At 70.5% G+C, this 14,127-nt stretch carries 12 protein-coding genes and 1 pseudogene; 7 read left to right on the top strand and 6 right to left on the bottom strand.

Features of this window, described 5'->3' with window-relative positions; all coding sequences use genetic code 11:
- Positions 1 to 125: 125 nt before the first annotated feature.
- Entirely contained in the window at positions 126 to 1,466 is a 1,341-nt protein-coding gene (locus ACZ6D7_RS41655; protein ID WP_469502572.1) for an ABC transporter substrate-binding protein, read from the bottom strand.
- Between the two features lie 141 nt (positions 1,467 to 1,607).
- Positions 1,608 to 2,630, bottom strand: a complete 1,023-nt coding sequence (locus ACZ6D7_RS41650) for a LacI family DNA-binding transcriptional regulator (RefSeq protein ID WP_469502570.1) — start codon at positions 2,628 to 2,630, stop codon at positions 1,608 to 1,610.
- Between the two features lie 182 nt (positions 2,631 to 2,812).
- On the opposite strand from ACZ6D7_RS41650, the gene ACZ6D7_RS41645 reads away from it, so the two are divergent.
- The 3 genes and pseudogenes from ACZ6D7_RS41645 to ACZ6D7_RS41635 form a co-directional block, all read left to right on the top strand.
- A complete protein-coding gene (locus tag ACZ6D7_RS41645) occupies positions 2,813 to 4,162 on the top strand; it encodes a glycoside hydrolase family protein (protein WP_469502567.1) in 1,350 nt (449 codons plus the stop codon).
- 40 nt (positions 4,163 to 4,202) lie between these two features.
- A complete protein-coding gene (locus ACZ6D7_RS41640) occupies positions 4,203 to 4,418 on the top strand; it encodes a hypothetical protein (RefSeq protein ID WP_469502564.1) in 216 nt (71 codons plus the stop codon).
- Between the two features lie 389 nt (positions 4,419 to 4,807).
- A pseudogene (locus ACZ6D7_RS41635) lies at positions 4,808 to 5,314 on the top strand (nuclease/transposase family protein); the annotation flags it as partial.
- A gap of 9 nt (positions 5,315 to 5,323) precedes the next feature.
- Here ACZ6D7_RS41635 and ACZ6D7_RS41630 read toward each other — a convergent pair.
- Positions 5,324 to 6,433 carry an NAD(P)/FAD-dependent oxidoreductase gene (locus ACZ6D7_RS41630; protein WP_469502561.1) on the bottom strand — a complete coding sequence of 370 codons (1,110 nt, stop codon included), beginning with the start codon at positions 6,431 to 6,433 and terminating at the stop codon, positions 5,324 to 5,326.
- A gap of 25 nt (positions 6,434 to 6,458) precedes the next feature.
- Positions 6,459 to 8,096 (bottom strand): LodA/GoxA family CTQ-dependent oxidase, encoded by a 1,638-nt coding sequence (locus tag ACZ6D7_RS41625; protein ID WP_469502559.1) that lies wholly within the window; start codon positions 8,094 to 8,096, stop codon positions 6,459 to 6,461.
- Between the two features lie 656 nt (positions 8,097 to 8,752).
- Between ACZ6D7_RS41625 and ACZ6D7_RS41620 the strand changes: the two genes are divergently transcribed.
- Complete coding sequence (locus ACZ6D7_RS41620) at positions 8,753 to 9,004, top strand: DUF899 family protein (RefSeq protein WP_469502556.1); 252 nt, start codon at positions 8,753 to 8,755, stop codon at positions 9,002 to 9,004.
- A 32-nt stretch (positions 9,005 to 9,036) separates the two neighbouring features.
- Here the strand turns inward: ACZ6D7_RS41620 and ACZ6D7_RS41615 are convergent, their stop codons facing one another.
- Positions 9,037 to 9,390 (bottom strand): hypothetical protein, encoded by a 354-nt coding sequence (locus tag ACZ6D7_RS41615; RefSeq protein ID WP_469502553.1) that lies wholly within the window; start codon positions 9,388 to 9,390, stop codon positions 9,037 to 9,039.
- Positions 9,391 to 9,699: 309 nt separating this feature from the next.
- Here ACZ6D7_RS41615 and ACZ6D7_RS41610 point away from each other — a divergent pair, with 309 nt between their 5' ends.
- Positions 9,700 to 10,254: a hypothetical protein gene (locus ACZ6D7_RS41610; RefSeq protein WP_469502551.1), complete on the top strand. Its 555-nt coding sequence runs from the start codon at positions 9,700 to 9,702 to the stop codon at positions 10,252 to 10,254.
- Between the two features lie 130 nt (positions 10,255 to 10,384).
- On the opposite strand, the gene ACZ6D7_RS41605 is transcribed toward ACZ6D7_RS41610, so the two are convergent.
- On the bottom strand, positions 10,385 to 11,275 hold the full coding sequence (locus tag ACZ6D7_RS41605; protein ID WP_469502549.1) for a LysR family transcriptional regulator: 891 nt from the start codon (positions 11,273 to 11,275) through the stop codon (positions 10,385 to 10,387).
- Positions 11,276 to 11,425: 150 nt separating this feature from the next.
- Between ACZ6D7_RS41605 and ACZ6D7_RS41600 the strand changes: the two genes are divergently transcribed.
- The gene (locus ACZ6D7_RS41600) at positions 11,426 to 11,872 is read left to right on the top strand and encodes a nuclear transport factor 2 family protein (RefSeq protein ID WP_469502546.1); all 447 of its coding nucleotides are present in this window, start codon (positions 11,426 to 11,428) and stop codon (positions 11,870 to 11,872) included.
- A gap of 75 nt (positions 11,873 to 11,947) precedes the next feature.
- Entirely contained in the window at positions 11,948 to 13,144 is a 1,197-nt protein-coding gene (locus tag ACZ6D7_RS41595; protein ID WP_469502543.1) for an NAD(P)/FAD-dependent oxidoreductase, read from the top strand.
- Positions 13,145 to 14,127: the final 983 nt, after the last annotated feature.

The raw sequence follows: 14,127 nt of genomic DNA, 5'->3' as shown, positions 1-14,127 counted from the left end.
GTGGGGGGGGTGGGCCCTCCCCCGTCCGGGCTGGCGCGGGGTACGCTGTCCCAATGGACTTCGGGGGCTCTCCCTCCCCCCGCCTGCCCTCCCCCCCCCCCCCCCCCCCCCCCGGCCGATGGGTCCTACGGGATCTTGTATCCGGCGTTGTCGGAGAAGTCCTGGTCGACGGCGCGGGCGGCCTTCTCCAGGGCGCTCTTGGGGTCGGCACCGCCGTAGATGGAGTTCAGGGCCTCGCTGAACTTCGCGGTGACGGTGGGGTATCCGGCGGTCACCGGGCGGGTGACGGCGACGCAGGACTTGGTGATGTCGCTGTCGCCGCACGGCTTGGCGAGCTGGTCGGCGAAGAGCTGGAGCGGGCCGCCCTGCTTGTACAGGCTGCTCTTGGCGAGCGCCGTCTTGGTGGCGGGCACCGCCCCATTGGCCGTCGTCATGGCGGCGACGTTGGCGTCGTCCAGGAGGGTGTCCAGGAACGCGCCGGCGGCCTTGGCGTTCTTGGTGTCCGCGCCGATGCCCCAGGCCCAGGAGCCCTGGCCGGTCTTGGGGCCGTTGCCGAAGTCCGGCAGCGGCAGCACGACGAGGTCGTCGCCCAGCGCCTGGCTGTAGGCGGGGTACATCCAGTGGCCGACCCAGCTCAGGGCGACGCGGCCCTTGGCGAAGGCGTTGCCGTCGGTGTTGGGGTCGACGTAGGTCTTCCAGGACTGGAAGGTCTTCAGGGCCGAGACCACGGCCGGGGTGTCGAGGGCGCCTTCCGCCTTGCCGTCCTTGAGAAGGGAGCCGCCCGCGGACCAGACGATCGGGGCGAAGCCGTAGGTGCCCCACTCGTTGGCGTAGCCGCCGGTCTCCTGGAGGTCGAGGGTCTTGCCGTCGGAGTCCTTGGCCTTCAGCGCCTTGAGCGCGGCGGTGAACTGAGCTGCCGTCCAGTCGTCGGACAGGCTGGTCGGATACTTCACCCCGGCCGCGTCGAGCAGCTTCTTGTTGCCGTAGATCCCCAGCCCGGAGTCGAACATGCCCAGGCCGTAGTGCTTGCCGCCGACCTCGCCCTGCGCCTTGCTCGCGTCGGTGGCGTTGTCCATGGTCTTGGCGGAGACGTACGTGTCGATCGGCGCGAGCTTCTTGTTGTAGACGAAGTTCGCCATGGTCGGGCCGTCGAACTCCAGCACGTCCGGCAGCTCGGAGGCGCTGGTGGCGGTGATGGTCTTGGTGTAGTCGGCCTCGGGTATCAGCTTGAGATCGACCTTGATCTTGTTCTGTGAGGAGTTGAAGGACTTCACCGCGTTCTGCAGTGCGCTGGCCTCGTTCTTCTGGCCCTGGTGGGCCCAGACACTGATGGTGCCCTTGCCGCTCCCGGCCTCGGCGGAGGCATCAGTTCCGCCGCCCGAGCCGCAGGCGGCCAGCGCCACCAGGGGGACGAGGGCCAGGCCCGTGCTGGCGGTGCGGCGGTACTTTCTGCTGGTCGAGCTCATGGCTGTGCCTCCGTGCTGTGGCGAGGGTTCGACGCGCTGACGCGCTGACGTGCTGACGCGCTGACGTGCTGACGCGCTGACGCGCTGACGCGATGACGTGCTGACGTGGTGTGCGGGCGTGGGGGTGTGGGGTTCGGGGAGTTACTGCGGTCCGCGCGGGTGCGGCGGGGCGGTGGTCTCGCGCAGGACGAGGCGGATAGGCATCTGCACCTGCTCGGCGGGTGGTTCGGCGTCGGGTTCGTCCACCTGTCGCAGGAGCAGCCGGGCGGCCTCGGCGCCTTGGTCGGCGACCGGCTGGGCAACGGTGGTCAGGCCGACCACGTCGGCGAGTTCGTGGTCGTCGAAGCCGACGACGGACACGTCGTCCGGCACCTTCAGCCGGTGCCTGCGCAGGGCGCGCAGGGCGCCCATCGCCATCTCGTCGGACTGCGCGAACACGGCGGACGGCGGGCGAGAGACGGCCAGCAGTTCGGTCATGGCCCGCTCGCCGCCCTCGACGGTGTAGTCACCGTCCGCCTCCAGGGCCGCATCGTGCTCTATCCCGGCGTCGGCCAGGACGTCCAGGTACGCCTGGCGGCGCTCGAGGGGAGTCGTCCAGTGCAGCGGCCCGCTGGCGCCCGAGATCATGCCGATGCGGCGGTGGCCGAGGTTGACCAGATGTCGTACGGCGCTCTCGGCGCCGGCCCGGTCGTCGATGCCGACCACGGTGAAGCCTGGCCGGGCGCCGCCGACCGTGATGGCCAGCGGCACCCCCAGCGAGCGCAGCGCGGCGGACTCCTCCTCGTCGGGGATGAGGAGCGTCAGCACCGCGTCCACCCGCTTGCGGACCGGCATCTTGGTGAAGAAACGCTTGCGTGTCTCCGGCGAGCCGAGGTTGTACAGCAGCACGTCGTACCCGGCGGCGCTGAACACCTTCTCGGCGGCGTCCAGCACGGTGCCGAAGAACCAGCGGCCCACATACGGCACCACGACCCCGATGGTGAAGGTGCGGCCGCTGGCCAGGCTCGACGCGGAACGGGACGCGGTGTAGCCGAGCTGGGCGGCGACGGCCGCGATCCGGTCCCGCACCTCGTCGGACACGCCCGGTCGGCCGCGCAGGGCGCGGGACACGGTGGACGCGGAGACGCCGACCGCCTGGGCGACATCGGTGATGCTGGCCGTCACGGCGCATTCCTCCTGTTGATTTCACGTCGGTGTGATCTGGGGGTGACGCGACCGTAAACCCACCCACTGTGTTGCGCAAGCGTTTGCGTTCATATTTACTTGGGCCGGTCCTCAGGAGACCTTGTTGTTATCAAGCGTCAGCGCACGCGTTTGGGCGCTGTGGAGCCGACAGGAACTTGTGCATGCGATACGCCCCGCCCGGCCTCTGCGTGAACGACTTCGCCCTCCTGCGCGAAGAGGACGGCACGTACACGGTGCTGCACCTGCAGGGGCCCTGGACACCGGAATTCGACCATCTGCGGATGGAGACGTCCTACGGCCGGGCTACCTCCACCGACCTGGTCCACTGGCAGCCGCAGGGCACCGCCTTCGGCAATGGGCTGCCCGGCCGCTTCGACCAGCAGGCCGTGTGGACCATGCACCCCGTCCGGCACGGCGACGGAATGGCGATGTTCTACACCGGCGTCTCCGGTCTCACGCCGGGCGGCTGGCCGGTCCAGTCGGTCGGGCTGGCGTACTCCGACCGCACCGACGGCACCGGCTGGCGGCGCCATGGGACCGGGCCGGTCGTCGAGGCGGACCCGCGCTGGTACCGCACCGGCGAACGCATGGGCTGGCGCGACCCGTTCGTCGTACGCGACGACGAGACCGACGGCTGGGTCATGGCCGTCTGTGCCAGCGACGCCTCCCTCCCGGTGGAGGTCAGCGGCTGCGTCGCCTGGGCCACCTCCGACGACCTGGAGCACTGGACCGTCCACCCGCCGCTCCTGTCACCCGGCGACGTCGACGAGCTGGAGTGCCCGGTCCTGGAACGCCTCGACGACGGCTCCTGGCTGCTGCTCGGCTCCATCGGCGCCACCCGCGGCTTCGAGGCATGGACCGCCCCGAGCCTGCGGGGCCCCTGGACCCGGCGCGGACCTCTTGGCCCGACCGGCGCCTACGCCCCCCGTGTCATCGCGGCGCCCGACGGCTCCCGCGTCGTCCTGCACACCACGCCCCGCCGCGTCGGCCTCAGCGACACCGGTGACCGCTGCCGCGGCATGCTCACCCAGCCCAAGTCCCTCGTCACGCCCGTCGATTCGGCCCCCCGCCTGGAATGGTGGGCCGGCTTGAACGTCTGGCTCGGCGAAGAGACGGACCGCCCCGTCCTGCACGCGGTCGGCGACATCGGCATATCCGGTCCGGTCGAGATCACCCTGCGCACCGACGGCCCGGGCGGTGACCGTTCCACTCTCGCCGTCGGCTGTGACGGCAAGAACCTCTGGGTCACCGGCCCCGACGGCACCCGGCTCGGCGAGACCGTCCTGACCGAACCCGCCGCGACCCTGCGCGTCCTCACCATCGGCGAATACGTCGAGGTCTACGCCGACAACGTCTTCGCACTGACCACCCTGTGCTACTCCGGGCACCCCGCCCCGTGGACAGCCGTCACCGAAGGACGCGAACACCCCATCCCCGTCCGCCCGATCCGGCTGCCCGACCCCCACCGCGACGACGCCTCCGCCATCTGGCCCGGCCCGTCACCGCGCTGACCCGAACTCCCCTCCGGAAAGGCCCAGCAAAGGCCCAGCGATGAAGGTCACCGCCGACGGTCTCCGCTTTCCCGACGGCTTCCTGCAGGGCGTCTCCACCACCGCCCACCGGATCGAGGGCAACAACGTCAACACAGACGGGATGTGCTGGAGGCTCGTGGAGCGGTGCAGCACGTTCACCCCGTCGCTGGATGCCTATGACACCTGTACGCGCTTGACCGCGGCGGCTGTGGTTGCCCGAACAGTACGTGCATGAGATCGGCGCGTTGCCCGCAGTCGTCGCGCAGCGCGCGACTGACGGTGCGGCTCTCGTCCGCTCCGGGCTTGGTGGCGAACAATGGAGCCCGCAAGCAACGGTCTGTCCTGGCGGCTACGCGGCACGACGTCGTACACAGCACGGGCAACCGCGTCACCTGGTCTCTCGCGAGGAGGCCCCGGCGTTTACGCCGGGGAGGAACCGCATCCCGTGACAGCGACGGGGAGCGCCGCTGCGACCTGCTCGGCGGAGCCGAGTGCGGGCGAACGCATGTGCTCATGTTCGTTGATGGGTGTGATCGTGACGGGAGAGGGGCGGGGCGTGTGGATCTCGTACGTACGGTCGTCCGACAGGGGTGGGTGAGCGGAACTTCGCGCGGGGGTGAGGGTGTGGCGGAAGCGGCAGCGGCTGACGGAGCGGGGCATGCCCGGTACACGTTCCGGCTTCGCTTGTCGTCCACCGCCCACATGCTGCTGATGGCGGAGTGGGACCGGTGCCGGTGGGTGTGGAACGAGTGCGTGGCCAAGTCGAAGCAGGCCCACGCTTGGAACAAGAACCGTCCCGAGGGGACCGTCAAGCGTACCTGCGGCCCGGCGCAGCCCGACAAGATGCTGACCGACGCCCGTGCTTGCACGCCGTGGCTGCGTGAGGGCTCCAGCGTTCCGCAGCAGCAACTCATCCGGGATTTCGGCAGGTCCAAGGCCAAGGCTCAGAAGGACATCCGCGGTCGGGTTCCGCAGCACCGCCGGGCCGGGATGCCGAAGTGGAAGAAGAAGCGCGAGACGCTGCCAACGCTGAACTACACCCGGCGCGGCTTCCGCCTCAAAGACGGCAGGCTGCGTCTGGCGGGCGGCACCGCCTTGACGGTGGTGTGGTCGCGAGACCTTCCGGCAGAATCACACCGCTCAGTGCCGACGGTTCCAGAACGGGGTGTCCCAGCGTTGTTCCCGGCGGTACTGTGCGGCCCTTGTCTCCAGGTACTCGGCGTGAACGGCCGTCATACGGCGGGCGTAGGCCGTCATGGCATGGGCGTCACCGGCCCAGGCAGCCAGGATCGCCCGCGCCCCGACCAGGCCGGTGGCCAGTGCGGTGACGATCCCCCGGGCAGCCAGCGGGTCAGTGGCGGTGGCGGCGTCTCCCACCGCTACCCAGCCCGGGCCGGCCGCGGGAGTGGCGCAGGCCGAGCCGGCGGCGAGCACCCGCAGCCGCCGCAGCGGTCGCTCCCAGCCGGCGATCCGTTCCCGGACATGACCGGCATCCTGCGCCTGGGTCCACCACACGCCCGGGTCGAGCAGGCGTAGGCCGGCGAGGAGATCGGCATCGGTCATGGCCATGAGGATCCGCTCACCACCGGGTAGCGGGGCGGTGTACCACCAGCCCCAGCGAGTGGCCTGCACCAGCGACGTGCGGTCCAGGTGGGCGGCCTGCTTCCTCGGCGGGCCCAACAGCCCGGCGACCGCGATCAGGCGGTCGGAGCGGGTGCGCGCCGCCCCGACGCGACGAGCCAGCCGAGCGGCCCGGCCCGTGGCGTCCACCAGATAACCGGCCTCCAGCACACCGCCCTCGCCAGTGGTGATCTGCCAGTGGTCCCGATGCCGACGGGCGTCGCGGACATGTCCGGCGAGCCAGAGAGCACCACTGGCGCGGGTCGCTTCCAGGAGGGCGGCGTCGAACCGGGTGCGGTCCAGATGCCAGCCCTCGCCGTACGGACCGAGCTGGTGGTCCACCGCGGTGAGCGCATCCTGGCCCCAGGCGGCCTGGTTGCCGTAGCAGGGAGCGTGCCCAGCGCCGACGAGCCCGTCGAGCACCCCCAGTCGTTCGAGAAGCGGGCGGGCGGTGGGAGCGAGACTCTCTCCCACCCGCCAGTCAAGGGAGCTCACCGGGGAAACGAGGACGACGCTCGCCCCTGCCCGGACGAGGGGCAGCGAGGCTGCACACCCGGCGGGGCCTGCGCCGGCGACGAGAACGTCGAAGCGCCGGCCCCTCCCACAGCCGCTCGGCCCGCCGCTGTCCAACGTGCCGCTCCCGCCTCTGCCCGGCCTACCCGGTCTCGTGGTCGGTCCGTTCCGTCTCGACCAGGATCACGTCGCCGTTCGGCATCGTCCGGGCGACGATGAACCCGAGAGTGCTCCACTTCTCGACCATCTCGTTCATACCTTTTTCGGCGTTTTCACCGTCCCCGACACCGCGGTCCCACTCCTGGAACGCCCCGGCCGCCGCGTCCTGTACCAGCCCGTCGTGCGCCGGCTCGGGAAGGACTTCATCGGGGCGGGAGGCCGGCCACCAGTGGTCCATGCACATGTAGAAGTCGGCCTGCCAGGGCAGGGCCATGTACTTGGTGACATCTCCGGCGACCAGATCTTCACGCAGCCGGAAGGGTGCTGCCCAGGTGGACTGCCGGTCAGCGATATACGTCATCTCGATGCCCGGGAAGAATCCGCCGCCGCTCGCCGTTTCCAGCGCGGCCCGCACCAGGGCGTGGGGCTGGTCGGCCGGCGCGAGAGCCTCGAACGGGAGCGGGGCGGGCACTCCCGTCCAGTCGGCCAGGAAGTCGCCGGCGGCCCAGCGCTGCATCCGCGCGTACTGGCCGGGCAACAGCGCCAGCCACGTCCGTGGCTTGTTGCGCTGAGCGTCCCCGTCATCGCCGGACAGGACGGGCATGAACCCCGCGTTTGCCTGGCTGGTGTCGTCCACCAGTCCGGGCTTGCGCAACCTCTTGAAGACGATCTGACGCGCAGTGGCGTTGTCCGGGGTGTTCGAGGACAGCCGGGCGAGACGGCTCGGCGTGAGGAAGTTGCGCCGAGGGTCGCCGTGCATCTCTCGCGCTTTCTTGTTGACCCATGCGAACCAGACCGGGCGGGCGAGCAGCGGGTAGATGTCGCGCGTGAAGGAGACCTCCGGCGGGGTGGGCAGTCCGCCCGATGCGCGGGCGACCTCCAGGGCGACGTCGTACAGGGTGACCAGGCTCGGTACGGGGGAGGCGTAATCGGGCGGGCCCACCACGCACCACGCCGAGGTCACCGGGACATGGCGTCCGTCCGGGCCCAGGCGCACGGTTGCGCTGACCGGGCCGTCGGAGACGTCGTCGTGCCAGCCGTCATTGTTGGCGTAGTGGCGGAGCGGATTGGCGGGCTCGACCGAAGCCGACGTGCCGAAGCCGCCGAGGACGAGCAGCCGGCCCGCCTCGTCGGTGCGCAGTTCGCCCAGCGGTACCGGGGTGTCCAGGAAGGTCCCGGTGTCGAACCTGGCATCCGTGCCGTCCTGGGACGGACCGGTCACACTGCGCGGCCCCGGCCGGATGACCAATCGCGCCCGAGCGGCGGGATCAGCGGGATCGATGTGCCGATTACGGCGGTTGGAGTCGGCGGTGGACTCATGGAAGCGCCCGGCGAACTTGAACCACTCACCCTTGGCATTGGCCAGTTCGGCGGTCCAGACGATCTGCGCCTCGGCCGAGGTGAGCTCGCCCAGGACGGTGCCGGCCCGGTCATAGGCGTACACACGGAACCGGGCGGCCTGACGCTTGATCCGCCCGTCGGCGTCCTTGAAACCGCCGGACGCACTCGACGGGATCCCGGGGGACTCCGAGCCGATGAAGAAGCCGTCGGGGCTGTTGCCCACCCGGGCGATGCCGATCGTGGGATGGATCTCGCAGCGTGCGACGTCATCGAGATTCATGTCAGCTCCCGGTGAGGGTGAGAGGTTCGGGATCGACAGGCCCGTGATGCTTCTCCGGCTCAGCCGGCCGCGGAGCACATGACGACGGACCGGAACGGCTCTCCTTCAGCCGGCCGGTGCTGTGCACCGCTCTCGTCCTTACGAGGTGCGGCAGCGCTGAGAGTTCGCCAGCCACCCGCACTCGAGTCCGGCGATACGACCCAGCCGTGGAGGACGCATCCATCGTCCCCCCGATCGTGGGTGGTCGCAATCTGGTGGCAAGCCGCTGCAACCCGGTGCCGGCATGTGTTCCGAGGCGATGTCCGGGGGACGAGCGGCAATGGTCGTTTCAGGTGAACGGTGAACCGCGTTGTGCGCCTGGCACACCGCGGGGGACCGACCTGTTCTTCTGGGCGGGTGTGCCGCGCCGAACGGCGACTGATGAGGAGGAACATGCGCGTGTTCGACCTCGGCAACGAATCCAGTGAAGTGACGCCTGCCCGAGGGTCCGGACGTCGAGGACTATCTGTTCCATGAGGGGCCGGCCGACCTGGCAGCGGACGATCCGGTGCGCGAGGTCCGGCTCAGTGAGCTGTTCTCCGGCCCTGACCGGCCGCTGCTGCTCTGCCACTTCATGTGCGGCAAGGAACAGGACCGGCCCCTGCGCCTCGCGCACGATGTCGACCGGCGGCTTCCATTCGGTCGCCGACCACCAGGCCGGCACCCTTGACTCCGCCGTCGGCCAGGACGCCACCTTGTCGGTGTTCACCCGCGACGAAGGCGGCGCGGTCCGCCACTACTACAGCACCCGTGTGCGGATGGCCGACGGCGACGGTCAGCAGGCCACCGACCTGCTCAGCCTCGTCTGGCAAATGCTCGACCTCACGCCGCAAGGCTGTGGCGACTGGTATCCCCGGCTCTCCTGGTGACGGTCGCAGGGGGACGCTGCGTCAGTGGGGTGTCAGTTCGCCGGATTCGAATGTTCGAAGTGGTTGCGGAACAGACTTCCGGTGAACGACGTGCGGGCGGGCGGTTCGCCGGCCTCGCCGGGATAGAGGTCGGAGAGCGTGAACACCTCGGGGACAAAGGTGTAGAGCCGGGCTTCCGGGTGCGCCATGCGGTCGTTGCGATAGGCGCGGTGGGCAGCCCCGAAGGCAGCTTGCACGATCGTCTGCTCGTTGTGCGGTGGTCCGGGCATCGACAGGTGGGAGAGGAAGGGAGTGTCGTCGCCCACCACCGCCATGCCGTGGAAGGCAGGGGCGTCGGGTTCCGGGTGTCCGACTGTGTGGTGCATGTGGCCGCCGTGCTCGTCCATGGCTCTCCATCTGTTCGCTCGGACCCGCCGGGGGCTGCTGTCAGATGGCGGCGGTGTGTGGATGAGAGCGCGGTCAAGTATCCGGGCGTGACGCATCTTGGGAGGCCGGCCCGGCGCTGGGCGGGGAATCCACCCGTTCAATGAGCGCCGTGGGGCTACAAGCCGCTCTGGAAGAGGGGACCTTGAACATCGTGCAGGTCCGACGAATACTCAGGGCACCTTGGACACCGCGCACTTCGCAGGGCCGAGGGGTGACAGGGCTACGGGCAAGCAGTGGAGGCCGGCCGCGATGTTCTCACTCCGGCCGCCGTGAAACGGCGGTCACGCAGCCCGGCGGCCCCGGCCGTCTGTCTCAAAGCCCCTGTCTTCCTCAATGCCATCGACTGGAACCAGGGGCTGACCGTGCTGCTCGGCCCCGCCTCCGAGCCCATCCGTGTCCTGGCCGCCGGCAGCAGCGACCTCGCCGAACACCTCCTCGCCCTCTGGCGGCAGCTGCCTGGCATCCAACTGCGCCTGGAATCCTGCTGGTTCGGCCTCGCCGGCACCGGCACCGGCTCACTGCTCCTGGCCGCCCGCACCCTCACGCTCGGCGACCAGCTGGGCATCCCCGCCGTGCTGACCAACACAGTCCGCTACGCCGACGCCGACCAGTACCGCCTCGCCGACGTCGTGGACGCCGCCCGCCTGCTGCGCCCCATCGACCGCCGTCACGTCGACCCCGGCGAGCGCCGGCTGAAGGACCCGGCCGCCATGGGCGAGATCGCCCGCCGGATCGCCGCGGCCAACAGCTGCGGCGACGACCGCGCGGCCCGGCTGCTGGCCGACACCACCGCCACGGCCGACGCCTGCATCGCCGACCCGTGATGCAGGTAAACAAACGCCCCTCGCGGCGTCGGCTCTCCCCAGCCGCCCGGAGCGGGGCCAGGCCGGCGCTGCCGACTCCGGTCGAACCGGCGGGGCTTGCGCTACCCGATCAGCTGCCCGTCATCGGCTGTCACAGGGAGATGGGACCGAGGTCAGCGGCGGTCTGGGCCAGTGCTCGGAGGGTGGGGCCGTCGGCGGTGGATCGCCACGCGAGGGCCCAGTGGATGGTGGGGGCGTCGTGAAGGGGGAGGAAGACGATGCCGGGGGGACGGTTGTAGCGGGCGGCGATCTCGCCCAGCGGGTGGACACACTGTCCGGAGGCGACCAGGGAGAGAACCTCGTGGAAAGTCCGCGCGGCGGGCCCGCGCGGGATACGGCGGCCGAGCGGCGTACGCGTGGGGATCATGGCCGCGATCCAGTACTCGGGGGCGTCGGGGCCGAGGTCGACGACATGGTTGTCGCCGAGGTCCTCCAGCGACGCGATGCCGCGCTCGGCCAGCGGATGGTCTGCCGCCACGGCGAGCACGCGGCCTCCGGTCAGCACGGTCGGGCCGACCGTGAGGTCCGGTTCGGCCACCGGAAGCCACAGCACGTGCGCGTCGTGCTCTCCGGTGCGCAGCGCGGTGAACGGGTTGCTGCCGTAGATCTCGCCAAACTGGACATCGCTGCCGGGGTGGCGGGAGCGGAAGGCCTCGATGAGGGGCCGCAGTTCGTGGCCGGCATGGCCGAACACACCCAGGCGCAGGGTCTGCCCCGTCCCCGCGCCGGCCGCTTCGGCGCGCGCGAGCCCCTCCCGGAGAAGGTCGACGGCCTGCTGGAGGTCCTCGCGGAGACGCCGGCCGACCGGGGTCAGGGCGACGCGCCGGCTGGTGCGGTCGAACAGGACGACGCCGAGGCGCCGTTCCTGCTTGGCGATGGCCTGACTGACGCGGGCCTGGGACACATGAAGCCGCTCCGCGGTGCGGGCGAAGTGCAGCTCCTCGGCCAAGGTCAGGAAGATCTCGATGTCACGTAGCTCCATGCACAACCCCCGTCCATACATAACCGCCACATTATGAATAGCCCAAGGAACCTTACATTGTTCCGCTGGCCCGCCCGCACCGATGCTGGATACATCACCACCGGACAGGCGGCACACGCCTGACGCACACATGGATGGGGAGGGAAACCGATGGGCGACATGCGGGCCATCGCCGATCGCATCGAGATAGATGCGCTGCGAGCCGAGCTCACGGACGCGGTGATGATGCGTGACTTCGACCGGGCCGTCTCGCTGTTCACGCCTGAGGGCGCCATGCGCTGGCCGCACATCGACAAGGAGTTCGTCGGCCGCGAGGAGATCCGCGCGGGGATCGAGTGGGGCCAGTTGCTCTGGGAGTTCTTCGTGCAGAATGTCCACCCCGGCGTCATCCGGCTGGACGGCGACACCGCGGCCGGCCGCGCGTACATCCAGGAGTTCGGACGGATGCGCGACGGCAGCTCGCACCTGAACTACGCCTTGTACCACGACCGTTACGAGCGAACCGCCGGCGGCTGGAAGTTCAGCGAACGCATCTACGAGGTCCGGTACCTGGACTCCACCCCGCTCCGCGGCTCGGTGCCGGAGCGCCTCGGCTGATCCGTCCTGCACGCCGTTATGGCGTGCCAAGTCGACATCTCGCGTGCGAATCCCTGAAAGCGGAGGAAAGAAACCATGGCTGAGAACACCGAAGTCGTCGTGATCGGCGGCGGTTACGCCGGGGTCATGGCGGCCAACCGGCTGATGCAGCGCGACGACGTGACCGTGACGCTGATCAACTGCCGCCCGGACTTCGTCGAGCGGATCCGACTGCACCAGCTGGCGGGCGGGACGCACGAGGCCGTCAGCGACTACCGGAAGGTCCTGGGCGAGCGCGTCCGGTTGGTGGTCGACACCGTGACCCGGATCGACGCGACGGGGCGCGGGGTGGAGCTGGCGAACGGCGACACGGTCGGCTACGACTACCTGATCTACGCGGTGGGCAGCGGCAGCGCCGACCCGGGTGTGCCCGGAGCTGCCGAGTTCGCCCACCCGATCGCCACGTTCGAGGAGGCGCAGCGGCTGCGGTCGGTCCTCGACGCCGCTCCCGCCACGGCCCCCGTGATGGTGGTCGGAGCCGGCCCGACCGGCATCGAGACCGCCGCCGAACTGGCGGAGGCGGGCCGCACCGTGACCCTGGTCTGCGGCGGGCTGCTCGGGCCCTACCTGCACCCGAACGGCCGCCGCTCGGTCGCCGAGCGGCTGGCCCGCCTCGGTGTGACCGTGCTGCAGGGCCCCGACACGAAGGTCACGGAAGTGACCCGCGACACCGTGCGCCTCGGCGACGGCCGTGAGCTGCCGAGCGAGGTCACCATCTGGACCGCCGGGTTCGGCGTGCCGGACCTGGCCGCCCGCAGCGGGCTCACCACCGACGCCCTGGGCCGCCTGCTCACCGACGAGACCCTGACGAGCGTCGACGACGAGCGGATCGTCGCCGCCGGGGACTCGGCGGCACCGTCGGACATGCCGTTCCGGATGAGCTGCCAGGCCGCGGGCCCTCTGGGCGCACACGCCGCCGACACGGTGCTCAGCCGCATCGCGAGCAAGCGGCCCGCACCGATCGACCTGGGGTTCGCCGGCCAGTGCATCAGCCTGGGGCGCCGCGCAGGCATCTTCCAGTTCGCCCACAAGGACGACACCGCCAAGCGGCTCCACCTTGGCGGCCGAACAGGCGCGAAGGTGAAGGAACTCGTGTGCAAGCACACCATCAAGCAGCTGGTGAACGAGGCACGCAAGCCCGGCTCCCACACCTGGGCCAAGGGCGAGCAGGGCCGCCGACTGCTGCGGGCTCAGCGCCGCGAGACGGCGGCCACCGCCGGACAGTCCGCCTGAACCACGCACCAGCAGCCGACGTGAGGCCGCCTGCCGATGGTCCTGGCACACGGCTCGTCCGTGACGTCTTCCCGCGATACGAACTGCGATCACCCACCGTGCAAGATCGACTATCGACACACGCACTATCAGGGGTTCAGTCATGATCCTGATTACCGGGGCCACCGGGTCCTCCGCCCGCGCACGGACGGCCGTGTCGGTGACCCTTCCGCACCCGGGCAGTACGTCCGGCAGGGCGCCCATGTCGGAAGCGCCCTGGACGTTGTTCTGACCGCGCAGCAGATTGACCCCGTAGCGCACACACCGGCCGCAGGCGATGCACAGGTCCCGGTCGAGACGGACGTAGGGGTGTGAGTCGTCCCCGCCCCGGCCTCCGGCACCCTGCGCCGCCTCGGGGCCGATGCCCATCGACCGGCAGACATCCGCCAGTTCACTGGGGTTGCCGTCGGCGAGGGCCCGGGACGGCAGAGCGGAGACGATGAGCTCCACCGCGGCCCTGCGCAGAGACACGAGATCGTCGGTGGCGGTTTCGACGGGGACACCGGGGGAAACGGGGGTGACACACGCGGCCACGACGCGGCCACCGGCCCGTACCAGACACGTACGGCAGGAACCGGCAGGGCTGAGCCGGTCGTCGGAGCACAGCGCGGCAACTCGATCCCGGCCGCCCGTACCGCCGTGAGCAGGGACGCCCCGTCAGGCACCTCAAGGCCGATGCCGTCCACCTCGATCCCGATCCCGGTCATGGGTCCCATCCCGCCAGCCGGTCCCCGTAGGCGCGGGCGAGGCTGCGCGCGGCGGGCGGGATCCGCCGCCCGAAGGCGCACAGGCTCGCCTCGGCCAGCACACGGGACAGCCGTTCCCACTCCCGGCCCGGGGGGGGGGGGGGGGGGGGCACCCCCCCCCCCCCCCCCGACCCGGACCAACACAAGAGGCACACACCACCCCTCTCGGCCCCGGAGAACTACCCCCCGCGCCCCCCC

Source organism: Streptomyces sp. NPDC041784, assembly GCF_055591025.1.
The sequence above is the reverse complement of the archived record's forward strand: the minus strand, read 5'-3'. Positions and strand labels throughout refer to the sequence as shown.